General features: G+C 68.0%; 17 protein-coding genes and 1 pseudogene. 7 read left to right on the plus strand and 11 right to left on the minus strand.

Annotated features, from left to right (window positions below; genetic code table 11):
• The first annotated feature begins 89 nt into the window (after window positions 1-89).
• Window positions 90-533, plus strand: coding sequence for a hypothetical protein (locus P0Y52_13825; protein ID WEK57602.1), 444 nt, complete (start codon window positions 90-92; stop codon window positions 531-533).
• Window positions 534-602: 69 nt separating this feature from the next.
• Here P0Y52_13825 and gyrB read toward each other — a convergent pair whose 3' ends face one another.
• From gyrB to mutM, 8 genes are all read right to left on the minus strand, one after another.
• On the minus strand, window positions 603-3,041 hold the full coding sequence (gyrB, locus tag P0Y52_13830) for a DNA topoisomerase (ATP-hydrolyzing) subunit B (protein ID WEK57603.1): 2,439 nt from the start codon (window positions 3,039-3,041) through the stop codon (window positions 603-605).
• A 289-nt stretch (window positions 3,042-3,330) separates the two neighbouring features.
• The gene (gene recF / locus P0Y52_13835; GenBank protein WEK57604.1) at window positions 3,331-4,461 is read right to left on the minus strand and encodes a DNA replication/repair protein RecF; all 1,131 of its coding nucleotides are present in this window, start codon (window positions 4,459-4,461) and stop codon (window positions 3,331-3,333) included.
• Window positions 4,462-4,539: 78 nt separating this feature from the next.
• Window positions 4,540-5,634 carry a hypothetical protein gene (locus P0Y52_13840; protein WEK57605.1) on the minus strand — a complete coding sequence of 365 codons (1,095 nt, stop codon included), beginning with the start codon at window positions 5,632-5,634 and terminating at the stop codon, window positions 4,540-4,542.
• Window positions 5,627-6,745 carry a DNA polymerase III subunit beta gene (gene dnaN, locus P0Y52_13845; protein WEK57606.1) on the minus strand — a complete coding sequence of 373 codons (1,119 nt, stop codon included), beginning with the start codon at window positions 6,743-6,745 and terminating at the stop codon, window positions 5,627-5,629. The genes P0Y52_13840 and dnaN overlap by 8 nt, the downstream gene beginning before the upstream one ends.
• A gap of 175 nt (window positions 6,746-6,920) precedes the next feature.
• Window positions 6,921-8,369 (minus strand): chromosomal replication initiator protein DnaA, encoded by a 1,449-nt coding sequence (gene dnaA / locus P0Y52_13850; protein ID WEK57607.1) that lies wholly within the window; start codon window positions 8,367-8,369, stop codon window positions 6,921-6,923.
• Window positions 8,370-8,879: 510 nt separating this feature from the next.
• Window positions 8,880-9,149: a 30S ribosomal protein S20 gene (rpsT, locus tag P0Y52_13855; protein WEK57608.1), complete on the minus strand. Its 270-nt coding sequence runs from the start codon at window positions 9,147-9,149 to the stop codon at window positions 8,880-8,882.
• A 144-nt stretch (window positions 9,150-9,293) separates the two neighbouring features.
• Window positions 9,294-10,079: an enoyl-CoA hydratase gene (locus P0Y52_13860; GenBank protein ID WEK57609.1), complete on the minus strand. Its 786-nt coding sequence runs from the start codon at window positions 10,077-10,079 to the stop codon at window positions 9,294-9,296.
• Between the two features lie 68 nt (window positions 10,080-10,147).
• On the minus strand, window positions 10,148-11,011 hold the full coding sequence (mutM, locus tag P0Y52_13865) for a bifunctional DNA-formamidopyrimidine glycosylase/DNA-(apurinic or apyrimidinic site) lyase (protein ID WEK57610.1): 864 nt from the start codon (window positions 11,009-11,011) through the stop codon (window positions 10,148-10,150).
• 211 nt (window positions 11,012-11,222) lie between these two features.
• Here mutM and P0Y52_13870 point away from each other — a divergent pair, with 211 nt between their 5' ends.
• Window positions 11,223-13,271: an oligopeptide transporter, OPT family gene (locus tag P0Y52_13870; GenBank protein ID WEK57611.1), complete on the plus strand. Its 2,049-nt coding sequence runs from the start codon at window positions 11,223-11,225 to the stop codon at window positions 13,269-13,271.
• Between the two features lie 5 nt (window positions 13,272-13,276).
• Here P0Y52_13870 and P0Y52_13875 read toward each other — a convergent pair whose 3' ends face one another.
• A complete protein-coding gene (locus P0Y52_13875; GenBank protein ID WEK57612.1) occupies window positions 13,277-14,146 on the minus strand; it encodes a LysR substrate-binding domain-containing protein in 870 nt (289 codons plus the stop codon).
• An 83-nt stretch (window positions 14,147-14,229) separates the two neighbouring features.
• Between P0Y52_13875 and P0Y52_13880 the strand changes: the two genes are divergently transcribed.
• Together P0Y52_13880 and typA are read left to right on the plus strand one after the other, a co-directional pair.
• Window positions 14,230-15,300 (plus strand): putative sulfate exporter family transporter, encoded by a 1,071-nt coding sequence (locus P0Y52_13880; protein ID WEK57613.1) that lies wholly within the window; start codon window positions 14,230-14,232, stop codon window positions 15,298-15,300.
• 128 nt (window positions 15,301-15,428) lie between these two features.
• Complete coding sequence (gene typA / locus P0Y52_13885) at window positions 15,429-17,261, plus strand: translational GTPase TypA (protein ID WEK57614.1); 1,833 nt, start codon at window positions 15,429-15,431, stop codon at window positions 17,259-17,261.
• Window positions 17,262-17,382: 121 nt separating this feature from the next.
• Here typA and P0Y52_13890 read toward each other — a convergent pair whose 3' ends face one another.
• The gene (locus P0Y52_13890) at window positions 17,383-19,047 is read right to left on the minus strand and encodes a GNAT family N-acetyltransferase (protein WEK57615.1); all 1,665 of its coding nucleotides are present in this window, start codon (window positions 19,045-19,047) and stop codon (window positions 17,383-17,385) included.
• Between the two features lie 159 nt (window positions 19,048-19,206).
• On the opposite strand from P0Y52_13890, the gene P0Y52_13895 reads away from it, so the two are divergent.
• Window positions 19,207-19,641 (plus strand): superoxide dismutase, encoded by a 435-nt coding sequence (locus tag P0Y52_13895; protein ID WEK57616.1) that lies wholly within the window; start codon window positions 19,207-19,209, stop codon window positions 19,639-19,641.
• Window positions 19,642-19,714: 73 nt separating this feature from the next.
• On the opposite strand, the gene P0Y52_13900 is transcribed toward P0Y52_13895, so the two are convergent.
• Entirely contained in the window at window positions 19,715-19,972 is a 258-nt protein-coding gene (locus tag P0Y52_13900; protein WEK57617.1) for a GlsB/YeaQ/YmgE family stress response membrane protein, read from the minus strand.
• Between the two features lie 184 nt (window positions 19,973-20,156).
• Here P0Y52_13900 and P0Y52_13905 point away from each other — a divergent pair.
• Together P0Y52_13905 and hisN are read left to right on the plus strand one after the other, a co-directional pair.
• Window positions 20,157-20,378: pseudogene (locus tag P0Y52_13905) on the plus strand (helix-turn-helix transcriptional regulator).
• Between the two features lie 134 nt (window positions 20,379-20,512).
• Window positions 20,513-21,295, plus strand: a complete 783-nt coding sequence (hisN, locus tag P0Y52_13910; protein WEK57618.1) for a histidinol-phosphatase — start codon at window positions 20,513-20,515, stop codon at window positions 21,293-21,295.
• The last annotated feature ends 106 nt before the right edge of the window (window positions 21,296-21,401 follow it).

Raw genomic sequence — 21,401 nt, forward strand, 5'->3', positions numbered from 1 at the left:
GTACGGATAACGACAATTCCTCGGCAAACAGCCCCCGTTGAATTTTTCCTCGCGCGGGTGTGAACTCCGCCCATCCTGGGGAGGAAGACATGAACTATCCTGCTGCTGTATCGGCCCTTCTGGTCGCGTCCGCGCTGACCTGCGGCGTCGCCGCCGCTGAGGAATGGAACCCGGTCTCGTCCAGCGCGCGTTACGCCTATCTCGCCGACGTCGCCAGCCTCGCCGTCGTCAACGACGAAACCGCCATCAATGTCGCTCGCGTGCCGGTTCAGGGCGCGGCCGGAAACTACAGCCACAAGGTCGACGCCTATGTCTTCCGCTGCGCCGCCGGTCAGGCCCGCATCGTTCAGGAGACCGAGTTCGGCGCCGACGGCGCGGTCTCCGACCGCTTCCCCGACCCGGACGCCGCATGGGACGATATTCCGCCCGACAGCCTGATCGCCTACGTCAAGGCCATCGCCTGCGACGGCCTGCGCGCGGCGGACAGCCAGCCCCCGTCGATCCAGGCGTTCATCGACGGCGGGCGCAAGTAGGGCCTCACCCATGAAAAAGGCCGGGCGCCCGCAGCGCCCGGCCCTTGTCGATCCTTCCCGGATCGGCCGTCAGACGTCGACAGCGGCGTCCAGGGCGTTTTCCTGGATGAACTCGCGGCGGGGCTCCACCACGTCGCCCATCAGCTTGGCGAACAGGTCGTCGGCGTCGTCGCCGTGTTCGACCTTGACCTGCAACAGGGTGCGGGCGTTGACGTCCAGCGTCGTCTCCCACAGCTGTTCCGGGTTCATCTCGCCCAGACCCTTGTAGCGCTGGATGGCCATGCCCTTCTTGCCCGCGTCCAGCACGGCGGCCAGCAGGTCCAGAGGCCCGCGGATCGTCGTCGACTTGTCCTTGCGGCGATAGACGCCCGGCTGATCGAACAGACCTTCGAAGGCGGCGGCGCGTTCGGCCAGACGGCGGGCGTCCAGCGAACGCCCCAGTTGTTCGTCGAGCACGATGGTCTCGGTCACGGCGCGACGGACGCGGCTGAAGAGGACCCCGCCCTGTTCGGCGCGGCCGCCCGACCAGGGGCCGTCGCCTTCCTCGGCGTAGAGGTTCAGACGCGTCGCGGCGCTGGCGGCGCGCGTCTCCAGTTCGCCCGCGCTCTCGGTGAACAGACCGGCCAGGGCCCCCTGCTCGATGGCGAAGGCAGGCGCCCGCGCGGCCAGACGATCGACCAGGGCCTTGAAGGCCTTGGCTTCGCGGACCAGGGCCTGCAGGTCCAGACCCATGCGGCGCTCGCCGCCCGACAGGTCCAGCTCGGCGTCGGCGCAGCCTTCCTCGATCAGGTAGGAGTCCATCTCCGCCTGATCCTTGACGTAGCGGTGCTGCTTGCCCTTCGACACCTTATAGAGCGGGGGCTGGGCGATGTAGACGTGGCCGCGTTCGATCAGCTCCGGCATCTGACGATAGAAGAAGGTCAGCAGCAGGGTGCGGATGTGGGCGCCGTCGACGTCGGCGTCGGCCATCAGGATGATCTTGTGATAGCGCAGCTTGTCGGCGTTGAAATCATCGCGGCCGATGCCCGTGCCGAGCGCCAGGATCAGGGTGCCGATCAGTTCCGACGACAGCATCCGGTCAAAGCGCGCGCGTTCGACGTTCAGAATCTTGCCGCGCAGGGGCAGGACGGCCTGGTTCTCGCGGTTGCGCGCCTGCTTGGCCGAGCCGCCAGCGGAATCGCCCTCGACGATGAACAGTTCGGACTTGGCCGGATCGCGTTCCTGACAGTCGGCCAGCTTGCCGGGCAGGCTCGAGATCTCCAGCGCCGACTTGCGCCGCGTCAGGTCGCGCGCCTTGCGGGCGGCTTCGCGCGCCGACGCCGCTTCGATGATCTTCGAGACCACCATCTTGGCCTCGACCGGATGTTCCTCGAACCACTGCGACAGGCCCTCGGAGCAGAGGTTTTCGACCGCCGGGCGCACCTCGGACGAGACCAGCTTGTCCTTGGTCTGCGAACTGAACTTGGGGTCCGGCACCTTGACCGACAGGACGCAGGTCAGGCCTTCGCGGGCGTCCTCGCCGGTCGGCGCGACCTTCTCCTTCTTGGCCAGGCCCGAGCTCTCGATATAGCTGCCCATGACGCGGGTCAGCGAGGTGCGGAAGGCCGAAAGGTGCGTGCCCCCATCCCGCTGCGGGATGTTGTTGGTGAAGCACAGCATGGTCTCGTGGTAGCTGTCGTTCCACCACAGGGCCAGGTCCAGCTCGATGCCGTCCTTCTGGCCGCGAATGACGATGACGTCCTTCAGGATCGGGGTCTTGGACTTGTCGAGGTGGCGCACGAAGGCTTCGACCCCGCCCTCATAGTGCAGCATGATCTCGACCGGCTCGGCGCCCCGATGGTCGGCCAGCTTGATGACCACGCCCGAGTTCAGGAAGGCCAGCTCGCGCAGGCGGTGCTCCAGCGTCTTCAGGTCGAAGTCGATGTGGCTGAAGGTCGTGACCGACGGATAGAAGGTGACTTCGGTGCCGCTCAGCGGCTGCCCGGCCTTTTCGCCCTCGGTGCGGATCGGGGCGTCGCCGGTGATCACCAGGGACTTGACCGTGTCGCCGCGCTCGAAGCGCATCTGATGCGCCTTGCCGTCGCGATAGATCTTCAGCTCCAGCCAGTCGGACAGGGCGTTGACCACGGACACGCCCACGCCGTGCAGACCGCCCGACACCTTGTAGGAGTTCTGGTCGAACTTACCGCCGGCGTGCAGCTGGGTCATGATGACCTCGGCCGCCGAGACGCCCTCTTCCTCGTGGATGCCCGTCGGAATGCCGCGCCCGTTGTCAGTCACGGTGACGCTGCCGTCCTCGTTCAGGATGACCTGGACCAGGTCGGCGTGACCAGCCAGGGCCTCGTCGATGGCGTTGTCGACCACCTCATAGACCATGTGGTGCAGGCCGGAGCCGTCGTCGGTGTCGCCGATATACATGCCAGGGCGCTTGCGCACCGCGTCCAGGCCTTTGAGAACCTTGATGGAATCAGCGCCGTATTCCGGCGAGGCGTCAGTCTGGTCGGTCATGAAAACGTCGGCTCAGGGTCCGCGAACGGACAGGGAAAAGACGGCGTGCCCGCCGTCCGCGCCAGGTCGCAATTCACCGCGCCCCGACACCGAGAACATATAGGAAATTTGACAGGAAAAGCCACTCTTTGTCCCCCTCTCCCTCCCCTTCATGGGGAGGGTGGTCGCGCAGCGACCGGGTGGGGAGGGCGAGGTGAGAAAGACGCAGTGCTTGAATAGCCGAACCGCCCCCACCCGCCCTCGGCTACGCCTCGCCCCCCCCCCATGAAGGGGAGGGAGAAGACGCGCCTTAAGCCGAAAGCAGCGCCCCGCCCTCCACGGTCACGAACTGCGCCCGCCCCTCCAGCGCGGCGAACAGGCTGCGCTCGGTGCCGGTCATGAAGGCCTGAAGGTGCAGCGCCTCGATCTCGTCGAACAGGGCCGCACGCCGCACCTCGTCGAGGTGGGCCGGGGCCTCGTCCAGCAGCAGGACCGGCTGGGCCGACTGGCCGGCCAGACGCCCCACCTGGGCCAGGATCAGGTTCAGCACCAGGGCCTTCTGCTCGCCCGAGGACCCCTCGGCGGCGGGCCGGTTCTTCTCGCGGTGGAGGGCGGTCAGGTCCGAGCGATGCGGTCCGAACAGCGAGCGCCCGGCGGCGGCGTCGCGCCCCCGCGCCCGCACAAAGCCCTCGCCCAGCATCCCGACCACATCGGCCTCGTCCGCCCCCGCCGCCGCCATTTCTTCGGCCACGCCCGTCAGGCCCAGATCGGCCTGAGGAAAGGGCCGGTCGCCGCGCGCGTCGATGCCGGCTTGCAGCGCCGTCAAGGCCCGCGTCCGCGCTGTCGCCGCCCGCGCCCCGGCCTCGGACAGCCGCGCTTCCAGCGCATCCAGCCACAGGGGGTCAGCTGGCCTGCCCTCAGCCCCGTCGGTCAGCAGCCGCAACCGCTCCCTCAACGCCTTTTCATAGGCCGAAACCGTCGCCGCATGATCGGGGTCAGCCGCAAACACCAGCCGGTCAAAGAACCGCAGCCGCGCCGCCCGCGCATCGGAAAACAGCCGGTCCTGCTCGGGCGTGGCCCAGACCGGACGCAGGTGATCCAGCAGCCGCCCCGGCGGGGCCGTCTCGCCGTCGATGCGAACGATGCGCCGCGCCGCCCCCGGCGTCTGCACCCCGGTGCCCAGACGCACCTCTTCGCCGTCTTCATCCAGCGTGACCATGACGGCCCAGGCCCGCCCCACGGCCTCGCCCGGCTCGCGCCGCCCCATCTCCTGCGCCGTCGCCCCGCGCAGGCCCTTGCCGGGGGTCAGCAGGCTGATGGCCTCCAGCAGATTGGTCTTGCCCGCCCCGTTCGGCCCATGCAGCACCACGGCCCCGCCGGAAACCGGCAGGCTGGCGCTCGCATAGGAACGGAAGTCGGTGAGGGCGAGGGAGGTGATCAATCTATCCGCTCATCCCGATCCTGCGGGAGCCAGTGGGGCAGAAGGTTGCAGATAGGCGAAACCGCCAAGAGGGCCAAGTCACGACCGATCGGGATCAAAGCCCTGACTGTAACGAATACGCCAATCATCCAGCGTATCCCGCAAGGCGTCCGGAGAGCCCTGGAATCCCCCTCCCACCGCCTGATGCATTTCGGCAGAATAGGGGTCGGCGTCAGGCTTATTCTTGAACCGCCACCCTACAGTCGTCCCATGTGACTGGGCGTCATGGACCAGGCCGAACACCGCGACCTCATGCCATGCAGTGAACAGGCGGCCGCTCTCATCGGCGACCTCAAAACCAGCTGACGTCAGAGTGATGCGTGGCCGCGCAATCAGTCGCCGCAGACAAACCCAGAAGAGGGGGCCCACGATCACCAGCCCCAGACAGGGCACAAGGACGATCAGCCAATCAGACAGATGCACCGGACGGCTGATGGCCGCCACCCAGACCGATAAACTGAGTGCAAACACAATCCCGGCCCCCAGCACGATCAAGGACAACAGGATCTTCCACACCGCCGCGTGAACGATCAAAACGGCATCGCCGTCCGCCAAGGCCGGTTGACGGACAACAGGATTGCGCGGCGCCGCGACCGCGTAACGCGCCCGCCAGCTTTCCAGAGCCTCGCAAACCACTCTGGAACCGCCCTGCCAACGATGCCCCAGGTCGCCATGAAGCGACGTCGGGTAGCGCCCCGTCGTCCGCAGACGCTTCCACGTCATGGGATCAGCGCCTTCGCCCTCGTGATAATCCCAGCCGACGACCTCAACCATCCCAGGCATGGGGGCTTCAGTGCGGAAGCCTTTAAGCCCCTGCCAGGGGACATGGCCCTTCTGGTCGTGAACCTTGTAATAGAAGCCCTCTGGCTCCAGCCGGATGTAATCACCGCGCCACATGTTGCGCAGACCATAGACGAACCCGCCCAGGGCCAAGGCGACAAAGACCAGCAACTCAATACTGCCCATCACGGATCTCACCGTAACACGCTCAGAGGCATCGCCACTCAGATACAGGCTCACACCGCACAGGCAGACCGCGATCAACAACCAGACAGCGCTGCCGATCAGAACACTAAGACGGCGCCACCGGGCAGTTTTGATAGTGATAGTCTCTGAACCGCCGTCGTCAGACACGCAGCGGCATCAGCACATACTGCACGCCCGGATCGGCCGGATCGAGCACCAGGGTCGGGCTGGCCGGGTCGGCGAATTTGAAGTGGGCGGTTTCGCCGGTGATCTGGCCGGCGACGTCCAGCAGGTAGCGGGCGTTGAAGCCGATTTCGAAGGGCTCTTCGGAGTAGCCGATCTCGACCTCTTCCTCGGCCTGCCCGGCTTCCATGTTGCGGACGGTCAGCTTCACCCGGTCGTTGTCGAAGGCCAGCTTCACCGAGCGGCTCTTTTCCGCAGAGATGGTGGCCACGCGGTCGACCGCCTTGGAAAACAGGGTGTTGTCGATGTCGGCCTGCTTGTCATTGCCCTTGGGAATGACGCGCAGATAGTCGGGGAAGGCGCCGTCGATGACCTTGGAGGTCAGGCTGGCGTGGCCGAACTCGAAGCGGATCTTCTGGGCCGAGACCTGGACCTCGACCGGACCATTGCCGTCGTCCAGCAGGCGGCGGACCTGATCGACGGTCTTGCGCGGCACGATCACGCCGGGACCGCCCGCCGCCCCTTCGGGCGCCGGGGTCTCGGCCAGGGCCAGACGGTGTCCGTCGGTGGCCACGGCGCGCAGCAGCGGCACGCCGCCGTCGGCGACCGTGTGCAGATAGAGGCCGTTCAGATAATAGCGCGTCTCTTCGGTCGAGACGGCGAAACGGGTCTTGTCGATCAGGCGCGCCAGATCTTCCTTGGGCAGGGTGTAGCGCGCGCCCGAGGATTCCGTCGACATGATGGGGAAGTCGCCCGCCGGCAGGACCGGCAGGTTGAACTTGGAGCGGCCCGCCGAGATGACCAGACGCGGATCGTCGCCCGAATAGGTCAGCGAGACCTCGGCGCCGTCCGGCAGCTTCTTGACGATTTCATAGAGGGTGTGGGCCGAGGCCGTGATCTGGCCCTCGACGTTCACCTGGGCCTCGGCCTCGTCCACCATCTCCATGTCAAGATCGGTGGCGGCGAAGGACAGGCGGTCGCGCCCGGCGCTCAACAGCACGTTCGACAGGATCGGAATGGTGTTGCGGCGCTCGACCACGCTCTGAACGTGCCCGAGGGCTTTCAGGAGCGCGGAACGTTCGATGGTCAGCTGCATGTGGTCTCGCCCGGGCCGCGACGCCTTTGCAGCGTCGCCGTAAGGATGGGCGGGAACACTAGCGCATTGAGCGGCGGGGGCAACGGGGGGCCGACATCCGACGACGTCTGCCCCCGCTATCCACAGGCTGCCCGTGGATGAACCTCAGCCGCGCCGCTTGCGCGCGGCTTCCCTTTTAGCCGCGCAGCTTGCGCGTCAGGGCCTCGACGTCGCGGGCGATCTGCTCTTCCTTCGGCATCAGCTCCTCGATCTTGCGCACGCCGTGCAGGACGGTCGTGTGATCGCGTCCGCCGAAGCGACGGCCGATGTCGGGATAGGAGCGGGTCGTGTGCTGCTTGCACAGGTACATGGCGATCTGACGCGGGCGGGCGATGGCGCGGGTGCGGCGCTCGCTCAGCAGATCGGCCTGCTTCAGGTTGAAGTGGTCGGCGACCGTCTTCTGGATTTCATCGACCGTGATGCGGCGCTCGGGCCCGCCGCGCAGGGCGACGCCCAGCAGGCTCTGCGCCTCGTCCACGCCCAGCGAGGCCAGACGGGCGCCGGCGACGGCGGCCAGGGTGTTCACGGCGCCTTCCAGCTCCCGCATCGAGCCGGGGGTGCGGTCCACCAGATGTTCCAGCACGTCGGTGCGGGCCTCGCCCGAGACGACGCCCAGCTTGGCCAGGGCGTTCAGACGCGACTGGGCCACGGCGATCTTCAGCGTGCGGTCGGCGGCTTCGACCGGGCAGGTCAGGCCGGCGGACAGATGGCTGCGCAGACGCGGCTCCACGTCGGTCAGGGCGGTCGGGGCGCGGTCGGCCGACAGGACGATGCGTTTACCGTCCTCGATCAGCGAGGTCAGGGTGCTGAGCAGTTCTTCCTGGGTCGAGGTCTTGCCGCCGACGAACTGGACGTCGTCCAGCAGCAGCATGTCGGCCGAGCGCAGGCTTTCCTTGAAGGCCGCGGTCGAGCGGTCCTGCATGGCGCGCACGAAGGTCGAGAGGAAACGCTCGGCGGTCAGATAGACCACCTTGGCGTCGGGACGCAGGCGCTGCGCCTCCCAGGCGATGGCGTTCAGCAGGTGGGTCTTGCCGTAGCCGTAGGGGCCGCAGAAGAAGACCGGGTTGAAATGGCCGTCGGCCCAGCTGGCGACCTGCTTGGCGATAGCCAGCGCAAAGGCGTTGCCCTGTCCCTCGACGAAGCTGTCGAAGTTCAGGCGCTCTTGCAGGCCGGCGGCGCGGACGGCGCGAGCGCCGTCGGTCGAGGGAGCGAACGAGGAGGCGGCCATGGCCGAGGCGGCGAGGCTGGGGGCGATCACGCCGCCCACCGAGGCCAGGCGCGGGGCCTCGCCAGCGGGGAAGGCGGTGGCCGGGGCGGGCGAACCCACCTCGGCGCGGCAACGGACGTCCAGACGGCGCGACAGGCCGTCCAGGCCCAGCCACAGCTCGTTCATCCGACGCAGGGCGTTCTTGCGCACCCAGTCCCGCGCATAGGCGGTCGGCGTCACCAGGATCAGATTGCCCGAGGCGTCCAGCCGGACGGCCGACGGCGCGATGTAGCTGCTGAACGGACCGTCGCCGATCTCGGTCTTCAGGCGGCCCGCCGCCTCAGTCCAGATACGGTCCGGATCCGTCATGCCCGTCATCGCGCCCCCCAAATTCGTCAAAACACACCCGCCAAGAGTTAGAACCACCGAACGAACACACAACGAAGGCGACTGCCGGGACGACTTCTCCTGTCCCGAAAAGCCGAAGGCTTCGCAGGTGGGGTCATACTCACGGACAGACGTCTCCCGCCGGCGGAAACCATTGATTTCCCCCGTCTTCATCCGGATTGGGATGGAAGTGCGTTACAGGCCAAAACTTACCCGCCGTACGCCGGAGATCAACGCTGATTCGAGTCGAGATTCGCACTTAAATTGTTTGACTCCGGCAAACCTCGGCAGCGCTTGGGAAAATGGCTATTTCGCCGCAATTTCGAACGCTGGATTCTCTCGGAGACTTAGCGCCAGACAGCAAGACGGCGAGGGAGCTTGCGCTTCCTCGCCGTTGAAATCGCTAGATTTTCTTGCGACAACCCTGTTACGGGTCGTCCGAACGCCTCAGATGACGTCGTTTGACAAGGCTGTGAAAGCCCGTCCGCGACGCCGTCTAGATCAGGCGGCCGACAGCTTCTTCAGCTGGGCGGCCAGGCGCGAAACCTTGCGCGAGCCGGTGTTCTTGTGAACCACGCCCTTGGACACGGCGCGCATCAGTTCCGACTGCGCCGTGATGAAGGCGGCCTTGGCGGCGGCGGCGTCGCCGCCCGTCAGGGCTTCCTGGAACTTACGCAGGTAAGTACGGACGCGGGTACGGCGGGCCTTGTTTACTTCGGTCCGCGCTTCGATCTTGCGGATCGCCTTGCGGGCGCCTGCATTGTTGGCCATCGGGTAAAACCTTCGAACGAAAACGCCGCGAACCCACGTCCACGGCGAGGAAATCTCAAGAGCGGGCGGCTATAGCGGAAAGGCTCCGGCCGGTCAACGCGACGCGGCCGGAATTGAATCAGGGCCTAGGTTTGAGCCCCGGTTTCAGCGCCCCGTGAAGGCGGGTTTGCGCTTCTCGACGAAGGCCGCCATCCCCTCCTTCTGATCCTCGAAGGCGAACAGGGAGTGGAACAGGCGGCGCTCGAACACCACCCCTTGCGTCAGGGTCGTCTCGAAGGCGGCGTTGACCAGCTCCTTGTTGGCCATGACCGCCAGGATCGACTGGCCGGCGATCTTGGCCGCCGTCGCCCGCGCCTCGTCCAGCAGGGCGTCGGCCGCCACCACCCGCGAAACCAGACCCGAACGCTCGGCCTCGGCCGCATCCATCATCCGCCCCGTCAGGCACATATCCATCGCCTTGGCCTTGCCCACGGCGCGGGTCAGGCGCTGCGAGCCGCCGATGCCGGGCGCCACGCCCAAGTTGATCTCGGGCTGGCCGAACTTCGCCGTCTCCGAGGCGATGATGAAGTCGCACAGCATGGCCAGTTCGCAGCCGCCGCCCAGGGCATAGCCCGACACCGCCGCGATGATCGGCTTGCGGAAGTTCGCCACCCGGTCATGGGCGCGGGCGAAGAAGTTGCCGCGATACATGTCGGCATAGGCCTGATCCGCCATCTCCTTGATGTCGGCGCCGGCGGCGAAAGCCTTGACCGAGCCGGTCAGGACCACGCAACGCACGCTGTCGTCGTCGGCCACGCTCTCGAGGAAGTCGCCCAGCTCGCCGGTCAGGGTGGTGTTCAGCGCATTCAGCGCCTCGGGCCGGTTCAGGGTGACGACCGCATAGCCGTCAGCATGGCGTTCGATCAGCAGGGTGGAATAGGCGTCGGCCATCTGGGCGCTCCTCTATATCGTTCAAGGCAGGTCTAGCGCCTCAGCCCGCCCACTGGAACACCCGCGCCCTAACCCTTCTGGCAGACCGGACAGAAGAAGGTCGAGCGCCCGCCCTGGACCACGCGCGCCACCACGCCGCCGCAGCCCTCCGTCCGGCACGGCTCGCCCTCGCGGCCATAGACGTCGAAGCGATGCTGGAAATAGCCCTGCCCGCCCTCGACATTGGCGAAGTCCTTCAGCGTCGAGCCGCCCGCCGTGATGGCGTCGGCCAGGACCTGACGCACCTCGGTCGCCAGCCGCTCCAGCCGGGGCCGGCTGACCTTGCCCGCCGGGGTCAGGGGCGAGAGGCGGGCGCGATACAGCGCCTCGCACACATAGATATTGCCCAGCCCCGCCACATTCCTCTGGTCCAGCAGCGAGACCTTGATGTTCTGCGCCTTGCCCGCAAAGGCTTCGGCCAGATGGGCGGCGGAAAAGCCGTTGCCCAGAGGCTCCGGCCCCAGACCCGAAAACCAGGCATGGCCCTCGACCGCCTCGGTCGGGATCAGTCCCATGAAGCCGAACCGCCGCGCATCGGCATAGCCCAGACGGGTCAGCACCCCGGCCCGCTCCGCCGTCAAACTCATATGCTCGTGCTTGCCCGCGATCGGCGCGTCCGTTTCGAACACGCCCGGCGCCGCGCCCTCCAGGGTGAAGCGCCCGGTCATGCCCAGATGCGTCACCCAGGTCTCCCCGGTCGACAGCGGAAACAACAGATACTTGGCCCGCCGATCCAGCCGCAGCACCGTCGCCCCGTCCAACCGCTCGACGAACCGCTCGGGAAAGGGAAAGCGCAGGTCCGGCCGGTTCTGACGCGCCGCCGTCAGCCGCGCGCCCTCCAGCACCGGCTCCAGGCCGCGACGCACGGTTTCGACTTCAGGCAATTCAGGCATGGCGCACATCTAATCCTTCTCCCCTTGCGGGAGAAGGTGGCCGAGCGGAGCGAGGTCGGATGAGGGGTCTCTCAACCGGCTGCAAAACCCCTCATCCGTCGACCTTCGGTCGCCACCTTCTCCCCCAAGGGGAGAAGGAAGCTCTCCGCGACCCGTTGTCACGGCGCCGCTTTCGGGATTACCTCCGGCGCGACAACGGAAAGAGCCCCGCATGACAGACAGCCCTCCCAGCACCGTCAAACGTATCGAACTGACCATCCGCGCCCTGATCCTGGGCTGCTTGCTGGCGGCGGTCTTCACGGCGGCCAACACCTATCTGGGGCTGAAGGTCGGCCTGACCTTCGCCTCGGCCATTCCGGCGGCGGTCATTTCGATGGCCCTGCTGCGCGCCTTCAAGGGCTCGACCATCTGGGAGAATATGACGGTGCAGACCGTCGCCTCGGTCGGCGGCGCCATGAGCTCGATCATCTTCGTCCTGCCCGGCCTGGTCATGATCGGCTGGTGGATGAACTTCCCCTTCTGGGAGTCGGTGGCCATCTGCGTGCTTGGCGGCGTGCTGGGCGTGACCTTCTCCATTCCGCTGCGCCGGACGCTCGTGGTCCAGGGCGGCCTGCCCTACCCCGAGGGCGTCGCCGCCGCCGAGGTGCTCAAGGTCGGCTCGCCGGGCGCGGATGAATCCGAAAGCGCCGTGCGCGAAAACCGTTCGGGCCTGTTCGTGGTCATCGGCAGCGCCATCGCCTCGGCCTTCTTCGCCTTCCTCGCCGCGGCCCGCGTCTTCGCCGCCGAGACCACGGCCTTCCTGCGCCTGCCTGCGGCTCTGGGCGGCGGCGCCACCGGCGTCGGCTTCTCCATGCAGTTCGCCCTTCTGGGCGCCGGCCACCTGATCGGTCTCGCCGTCGGCCTGACCCAGCTGTTCGGCCTGGTCCTGGCCTGGCTGATCTTCGTCCCCATCCTGACCTCGCCCGAGTTCGTCGCCTGGGCCGCCGCTCACGGCGTCCCCTCGATCGCCGCCAGCCTGCCCGCCGGCGCCCCGGCCGAGGAACTGGCCATGACGGTCTGGGCCAAGGAGGTCCGCTTCATCGGCGCCGGCGTCATCGGCGTCGCCGCCCTGTGGACCCTGTTCAAGCTGGCCAAGCCCCTGGTCGCCGGTCTGGCCTCGGCCCTCGCCGCCCAGTCGAAACGCGCCCACGGCGAGGTGCTGGAGCGCACCGAGCAGGACATTCCGATCAAGCTGGTCGGCCTTCTGTCCCTGGGCGCCCTGGTCGGCATCGCCGTCCTGCTGGCCCTCTTCGCCCAGGGCACGGCGCTCGCCAGCTCGACCCCGCTTCTGGTCGTCGGCGGCCTGATCTATGTCGTGGTCATCGGCTTCGCCGTGGCCGCCATCTGCGGCTACATGGCCGGCCTGATCGGCTCGTCGAACAGCCCCGTCTCCGGCGTCGGCATCCTGGCCATCATCGTCGCCTCCCTGCTGATGCTGGGCGTCATGGCCATCGCCGGCGTGCCCGCCGATCCGTCGATCATCGCCTTCGCCCTGATCGTCACCGCCGTGGTCTTCGCCGTGGCCGTCATCTCCAACGACAACCTGCAGGACCTCAAGACCGGCCAGCTGGTCGAGGCCACGCCCTGGCGCCAGCAGACGGCCCTGCTGGTCGGGGTCGTCGCCGGCGCCCTGGTCATTCCCTTCGTCCTCGACATGATGAACCAGGCCTTCGGCTTCGAAGGCGGCCCGCCCGCCATCGTTCAGGGCGCCCAGACCCTGGCCGCGCCGCAGGCCACCCTGATCTCGGCCCTGGCCAAGGGCGTCATCAGCGGCGAGCTGCGCTGGGACCTGATCGGCATCGGCGCCCTGGTCGGCGTCGGCGTCATCATCCTCGACGTCGTCCTGCGCGGCGCGACCAAGGACAAGGTCAAGCTGCCGCCTCTGGCCGCCGGCATCGGCGTCTATCTGCCGGCCGCCGTCACCACCATGCTGGTCGTCGGCGCCGTCTGCGGCTGGGCCTATGAGCGTTGGATCGCCACGACCCGCTTCGCCGACGTGGGCCGCCGCATGGGCGTGCTTCTGGCCTCGGGTCTGATCGTGGGCGAGAGCCTGTTCGGCGTCTTCACCGCCGCCGTCATCGTCAGCACGAAGAACGAAGCCCCCTTCGCCCTCCTGCCCAAGGACACGCTGTGGCCGGCCATGGGGGCCGGCCTGGTCGCCTTCGCCGTCCTGACCTTCGCCCTCTATTCCTGGATCCGCAGCCGCTCGGCCAAGGTCTAGGACTTCTAAAGCGCGGAGGCGAAAGCCTCCGCCGCCCGGCTGGGCCGCCGCTCGCGGTGGCGCAGCAGATGAAATGGCCGCTCGGGCAGATCGAGCGGCAGACGAACCAGCCGCCCCGCCTCGATCAGGGGCTGGGCGGCCAGTTCCGAGATCGCCGTGACCAAGCCCTCCGCCGCCACCGCCGACAGAATGGCCTCGTTGGACGGCAGGGTCAGAACCGCCCGAAGGCTCCCCGCGACGCCGCGCGGCAGGGCCGCCTCGAACTCGCTGCGCGTCCCCGAGCCCTCTTCGCGCAAGGCCCAGTCCAGCCCCTTCAGCGCCGCCGCCGACAGAGCCTCAGCCCGCCCCGCCAGCGGATGCCCCGGCGCCGCGACGACCACCAGCCGGTCCGCGTCCATCCGCACCTTCTCGACCCGCGCCGCCTCGAACGCCCCCTCGATCAGCCCCAGCTCCGCCTCGCCCGCCAGCACCGCCTCGACCACCCGGTGGGTGTTGCCGATGTCCAGATGCAGGTCGATCGTCGGATGCCGCCGCGCAAAGGCCGCCATGCGCGGCGGCAGCCAGTAGGCGGCGATGGTCTGGCTGGCGAACAGCCGCACCGTCCCGCGCTTCAGCCCGGCCAGATCGTCCAGCACCCGCTCCGCCGCCTCGGCCTGGGCCAGCACCGCCCGCGCCTCGGGCAGAAAGGCCGCCCCTGCGGCGTTCAGGGCCAGTCCCCGGCCCACCCGGTCGAACAACTGGGTCCCGTGCCGCGCCTCCAGCGCCGCCACCGCCGCGCTGACCGCCGACTGGGTCAGGTTCAGCGCCTCGGCCGCCCGCGTCATGTGCAGACGCTCGGCCACGGCGACAAAGATACGGAGCTGTTCCAGCGTCATGACCAATCAATCGCTTTTGTCGATCGTTAAATCCAGAACTATCCGTTGGATCGATCAGACATCGGAGCAGAGGATACGGCGTCATGACGACTGTCCTCCCGTCTGTTCACGCCCGGCACGATCCGGCCGACCTGTTTCACGGTCTGGCCCGCCTGCTGCCCGGCGTGCTGCTGAGCGCAAGCGTCGGCGCGGTCGCCTTCGCTCTACAGATCCTCGAGTCCGCCGTGTTCGGCCACCCCTGGATTGAGGGTCTGGTCATCGCCATCCTGATGGGCGCGGGCCTGCGCCTGTTCTGGACCCCGTCGAACGTCTGGGCGCCGGGGATCGCCTTCAGCGCCAAGACCCTGCTGGAGGTCGCCGTCGCCCTGCTGGGCGCCACCGTCTCGGGCGCCGCCGTCATGGCGCTCGGCCCCGTCCTGCTGCTGGCCATCGTCGGCGTGGTCGTTCTGGCCATCCTCGGCGGCTATGCGCTCGGCCGCGCCTTCGGCCTGCCGCCCGCCATGGCGCTCCTGGTCGCCTGCGGCAACGCCATCTGCGGCAACTCGGCCATCGCCGCCGTCGCCCCGGTGATCGAGGCGGAAGGGCAGGACGTGGCCGCCGCCATCGGCTTCACCGCCGTCCTGGGCATCCTGGTGGTCCTGCTGGTCCCCATCGTCGGCGCGCTGATGGGCTTTGACGCGATCAAGGTCGGCGTTCTGGCCGGTCTGACCGTCTATGCCGTGCCCCAGGTTCTGGCCGCCGCCGCCCCCGCCGGGCTGCTGGCCGTCCAGACCGGCGCCGTGGTCAAGCTGGTGCGCGTCCTGATGCTGGGCCCCATCTGCCTGGTCCTGGGCCTGCTGCGTTCCGGCAAGGCTGACGGCCAGGCTGGGGGCGCCAAGGGTCCCAAGCTGCACCACATGGCCCCCTGGTTCATCGTCGTCTTCCTGATCCTGATGGGTCTGCGCTCGGCCAACCTGATCCCCGAGGTGGTCCTGCCCCCGCTGCAGGCCGGCGTCACCGCCATGACCCTGATCGCCATGGCCGGGCTGGGCCTGATGGTCGACCCGCGCGCCGTGGTCCGGGCCGGTCCGCGCGTCGCCGCCGTCGCCGCCCTTTCGGCCCTGCTGATCGGCGGGCTGGCGCTGGCGACGATCGTGCTCATTTTACCCGCCTGAGGCACAATCGAACCGCCGCGCTGGCCTTTCCGGCGATAGGGCTGTAAGAGGCGCCGCTTCCTTCCTGCTTTCCGCATCTTGCAGCGGCCCGGACTTCCGTGGCCGAACACAGTCCGCCCGAGCCCGAAATGAACCTTCGTAACGTCGCTATCATCGCCCACGTTGACCACGGCAAGACCACCATGGTTGACCAGCTGCTGGCTCAGTCCGGCGTCTTCCGAGCCAATGAGGCGACCACCGAGCGCGCCATGGACTCGGGCGACCAGGAAAAAGAACGCGGCATCACCATCCTGGCCAAGTGCACCTCGGTGCTCTGGAACGGCAAGGCCGGCGAAACCCGCATCAACATCATCGACACCCCCGGCCACGCCGACTTCGGCGGTGAAGTCGAGCGCATCCTGGGCATGGTGGACGGCTGCGTCATCCTGGTGGACGCCGAAGAGGGCGTCATGCCCCAGACCAAGTTCGTGCTGACCAAGGCCCTGAAGATGGGCCTGCGTCCCATCCTCTGCATCAACAAGGTCGACCGCGCCCACGCCGATCCCGACCGCGTCCACAACGAGACCTTCGACCTGTTCGCCGCCATCGGCGCGACGGACGAACAACTGGACTTCCCGCACATCTACGCCTCGGGCCGTTCGGGCTGGGCGACGCTGGACCTGAACGTTCCCAACGACAACCTGCACCCCCTGTTCGACCTGATCGTCGACCACGTCCCGGCGCCCAAGGTTCAAGAGAACCGCGACAAGCCGTTCCAGATGCTGAACGTCCTGATCGAAAGCGACCCCTTCCTGGGTCGCCTGCTGACCGGCCGCATCCAGAGCGGCAAGGCTGTGCCCGGCATGGCCATCCACGCCCTGGATCGTGACGGCAAGGAAATCGAGCGCGGCCGCATCACCAAGGTTCTGGCCTTCCGCGGTCTGAAGCGTCAGGCCCTGGACGAGGGTTCGGAAGCGGGCGACATCGTCGCCATCGCCGGCATGTCCAAGGCCACCGTGGCCGACACCCTGTGCGCCATGGAAGTCGTCGACGCCCTGCCGGCCCAGCCGATCGACCCGCCGACCATCTCGATGACCGTCTCGGTCAACGACAGCCCGCTGGCCGGTCGCGAAGGCGACAAGGTCCAGTCGCGCGTCATCCGCGACCGCCTGCTGAAGGAAGCCGAAGCCAACGTCGCCATCCGCGTCACCACGACCGAAGGCGGCGACGCCTATGAAGTGGCCGGTCGCGGCGAACTGCAGCTGGGCGTCCTGATCGAGAACATGCGTCGCGAAGGCTTCGAAGTCTCGATCTCGCGTCCGCGCGTGGTGTTCAAGACCGGCGAGAACGGCGAGAAGCTGGAGCCGATCGAAGATGTCATGATCGACGTCGACGACGAGTTCTCGGGCATCGTCATCGAGAAGCTGTCGGCGCGTAAGGCCGAAATGACCGACATGGGCCCCTCGGGCGCCGGCAAGACCCGCATCCAGCTGAAATGCCCGTCGCGTTCGCTGATCGGCTATCAGGGCGAGTTCCTGACCGACACGCGCGGTTCGGGCGTGCTGAACCGCGTCTTCAGCCACTACGAGCCGCACAAGGGCGCCATCGAGGGCCGTCTGAAGGGCGTGCTGATCTCGAACTCGGACGGTGAAACCGCCGCCTTCGCCCTGTGGAACCTGGAAGACCGCGGCATCATGTTCGTCGGCGCCGGCGAGAAGACCTACCAGGGCATGATCATCGGCGAGAACAGCCGTTGGGACGACCTGGACGTCAACCCGATCAAGGGCAAGCAACTGACCAACGTCCGCGCCTCGGGCAAGGACGAGTCGGTTCGCCTGACTCCGCCGCGTCAGATGTCGCTGGAACAGGCCATCGCCTACATCGAGGAAGACGAGCTGGTCGAGGTCACGCCCAAGTCGATCCGCCTGCGCAAGGCCATCCTGAACCCCTCGTTCCGCAAGAAGCGCTCCAAGCCGGAATAGGGCTGAGGCCTCCCGAAACGAAGAAGGCGGTCCGCAAGGGCCGCCTTTCTTTTTGGGCCTATCGCCCTTCGGGCTGCTTGAGGCCGGTTTCACGTCGTCCGGGAGGACGAGATCGAGCGCCCTACTTCTTCAGCCCCAGCAGCCCCAGCCAGCCGCCGCTGGTCAGCAGGGCCACGTCGAGCAGGGCCAAAGCCAGAGGCGTGGAGGTCGAGGCGGCGATGAACTTGGGCCGCCAGCCGGGCCCGAACTTGGACTTGTAGGCGCGCAGGCCCTGGAAGCCGTAGACCGCGCCGCCCTCTTCGAACACCAGGGCGCCGACGCGGGCGAAGACAGGGGCCATGCGCCGGTCCTCCAGCCCCGACAGAGGCGCCATGCCCAGGTCGAAGCGCCGGAAGCCCTCGGCCCGCGCCCACTGGGCCGTGCAGGTGAACAGATAGTCCATCACCCCATGCGGTCCGTCCGGATCATGGCGCATCAGGTCGATCATCACCTCCTCGTCGCGCGCGCCGACCAGAAGATTGGCGAAGGCGACGATGCGGCCGTCGTGACGCGCCACGGCGAGGGGCGAAAGGTCCAGATAGGCGATGTCGAACCGCCCCAGAGAAAACGCCTTCTCGGAGCCGTTGTGGTGGTCCAGCCAGGCGTCCGACACGGCGCGCAGCTCGGCCTCCAGCGACCGGGCGGCGCCGGGCGCCAGAACCTCGAAGGTCGTGCCCTCGCGTTCGGCGCGATTCACGGCGGTGCGCAGGTTCTGCTTGCCCTTGCCCTCGGTCGAGAAATGCTCGGCGTCGATCACCGCCGCCTCGCCCACCTTTCGCACCGCCAGGCCCAGGGTCGCCAGATCGGCCAGCATGCCCTCGCCCACGGAATAGAAGACCGGCGTCCCGCCATAGCTGTCGGCCATCTCGGCGAAGGCCCAGAGCAGCTCCAGCCGCTCCGCCTTCAGGCCCGCCGCCTCGCCCATGGCGATCCAGCGTCGTCCCCGCACCCGATAGGCGATGAAGCTGCGGCCCGTGGGGCTGAACAGCAGGGCCTTGTCCCCCAGCAGGGCCAGATTGGCCTCCGGCGTGGCGGTATCGGCTTCCGCCAGGGCGGCGCGGGCGCGCGCCACCTCGGCGGGGCCCGCCGGGCCGTGACTGCGGGCGCCGGGGGCCGTCAGCAGGGAGCGCACCGCCACCGCGAGCGTCAGGATGGCCAGGACCGCCCCCGCGCGGAGGAAGCCCGAGGCCTGCTTGTCGGTCAGGAAGGTCCACCACAGCTCATCGGTGTAGGTCGTGTCGCGATAGGCGAAGAAGCCCAGCCACAGCATGGCCGCGACGGCGGCGGCCAGCATCAGCAGCCAGCCCGGCCGCAACGGCTCGCCCAGCCGCGAGCGCCGGTTGAAGGCCGCCCGGCACGGCAGCAGCAGGGCCGCGGCCAGGGTCAGCTCCGCCGCCTCCTCCCAGTCCAGCCCCTTCATCAGGGAGAAGACCGCACCCAGCATCAGGCCGAACAGGGCGGCGTAATAGGCCCCCCGCCGACGCCGCCACAGACCCGCCGACACCAGCAGGAGCAGGAAACCGGTCACGCTGGCCGCGAAATGGGACAGGTCGATCAGCAGGGGCGCCGAGATGCGGTCCAAAGCCTGCAGCCGCCCGCTGAAGGCCGGCGTCACCGCCGACAGCAGCATGACGGCCCCCAGGACGAAGGAGGCCACGGCGAAGATCTGAGGCGTCAGCTCATAGACCAGCCCGCCGAGACGTTGCGCCAGCCGCCTGGCTCCACCCTGCCGTTTCGTCGTCGTCATCAGTCCTCTTGGGCGTGCTCGCGGGGTTTAGCCCCTCATAAAGCAGGAATCGGCCGTTTGCGGCGCTGAAAAGGTCATTTCTGGGCGAGTGAAACAATCTGAAATGCTGCGGGTTCACCTTTTCGCGAGCGCCAGACTCGCCGAAATTGGAGTGACCTCATGATCCGCAAGACCGCCCTGCTGACCGGCATCGCCGGCGCCTTCCTCATCGCCGCCCCTGTGTTCGCCCAGGACGCCACGACAGCGCAGACGCCCGAACCGGCTACCGCTGAGGCGCCTGCGGCACAACCCCAAAGCCTGACCCTGACGCCCGGCGCCACGGTCAAGAGCGCCGACGGGTCCGAGCTCGGCAAGCTGGTCGGCGCCCAGAACGGCGCGTCGGGTCAGGAGCTGACCGTGCGCGGCGCCGACGGTTCGGTCCGTCCGGTGGCGGTGGCCGGCATCCGTCAGGAAGGCGACGCCATCATCGTCAACGCCAGCCTGTCCGACTTCCAGGCCGCCGCCGCGATCGTCAGCGAGGCCCCGGCTGAGGCGACCCCGCCCGCCGACGCGGCTGAACCGACCGAAGCGCCGGCCGACGAACCGAACACCTGATCCTTCAGATCGGCATGACGAAAGGGGCGGTCCAGCGGACCGCCCCTTTTTGCCTTTCGAACCCGAAGGCGCGTCAGGCCCGCTTTTTCACCAGACCCAGCAGGAACAGCAGGACCACGGCGCCGACGGTGGCGACAATGATGCCGACGATCCAGTTGCCCGAGGCGTCGACCCCCAACAGGTTGTTGGCCAGGAAACCGCCGATCAGGGCGCCGATCACGCCGACGATCAGATTGGTCAGCAGACCGTGACTGCGCTTCATGATCTTTTCCGCCAGCCATCCGGCGATAATGCCGATGATGATCCAGGCGATGAATCCAAATCCACTCATGACGACCCTCCCTTGAAGTCAGGCTTGATGCCTCGACCGTAATGCGCTGAGCGCTGGCGGGTTGCCTTGGACGCTTCGAAGCGTCGCTGTTCGCGTTTCACGCGAAATCGGCACGAGCCTTGCGGCGTGAGGCCTGAGCCGTGCCGATCCGGCACAGCACAGACCGTCAGAGGGAGGGGCCGTCATGGCCGCCGAAATCGATCTTCATCTGGGCCGCCGTCTGCGTCGCCGTCGCCGCCTGCTGGGCCTGACCCAGCAGCAGCTGGCCGTTCAGGTCGGGGTGCGCTTCCAGCAGGTCCAGAAGTACGAGTGCGGGGCCAACCGCATCTCGGCCGCCCGCCTGTGGGAACTGGCCGAGGCCCTGGCGACGCCGATCAGCTACTTCTACGACGGCCTCGGCGACAGCGTCGAACGGCCGGCGCCGACCGCCGTCGAACCCTTCCACCGCGACGACACCCCCAGCAAGGCGGCCTAGGTCTTCGTCCGATCTCGGCCGTTCGCGCTCTCGCTCCCGAACGGCGGGCGGTGTATCTGCTCGGCATGACCGAACTGGAAGCCTTCGCCGTCGAACTGTCGCACGCGGCCGCGCGCACAGCCCTGCCCTATTTCCGCGGCGACAACGCCGAAGAGAACAAGGCCGGGCCCGGCGCCTTCGACCCCGTTACCGAAGCGGACCGTGCGTCGGAGGCCGCCATCCGCCGCCTGATCGCCGCCCGCTATCCGCATCACGGCGTGATCGGCGAGGAATACGGCGAGGACCGCCCGGACGCCGAGCATGTCTGGGTTCTGGACCCCATCGACGGCACCCGCGCCTTCATCGCCGGCCTGCCTTTGTGGACCACGCTGGTCGCCCTGCGCCGTGAAGGCGCGCCCGTGATCGGCGCCATCGGCCAACCCTATCTGGGCGAGGTCTTCCTCGGCGGCCCCTCCGGCGGTCGCCTTCTGCGCGACGGGACCGAGACCCCGCTCAGGACCCGCGCCTGTCCCGCCCTGGGCGACGCCCTGATCGCCACCACCGACCCGGACATCTTCGTCGGCGCCGACCGCGAGGCCTGGACGCGCCTGCGCGCCTCGGCCCGTCTGGCCCGCCTGGGCTGCGACGCCTACGCCTACGCCATGGTGGCGGCGGGCCGCATCGACCTGGTGGCCGAAACAGAACTGAAGGTCTGGGACTGGTCGGCGCTCAAACCCGTGATCGAGGCGGCGGGCGGACGCGTCACCGATTGGTCGGGCCAGACGCCCGACGGCGACGGCCGCATCCTGGCCGTGGGCGACGCCGCCCTGACCGACCAGGCCCTGGCGGTGCTGAACGCAGCCCCATAGGGACCGCTCGCGGGTCGAGCTTCAAGCGGCTACGGGAGGCCGCGCCCCCTACGCCACGCCGCCCCGGATGCGCGCCATCTTCTTTTCGCCGACGCTCAGAAGGCTG

The sequence above is a fragment of the Candidatus Brevundimonas phytovorans genome, from assembly GCA_029203145.1.
Taxonomy (GTDB): Bacteria; Pseudomonadota; Alphaproteobacteria; order Caulobacterales; family Caulobacteraceae; genus Brevundimonas; species Brevundimonas phytovorans.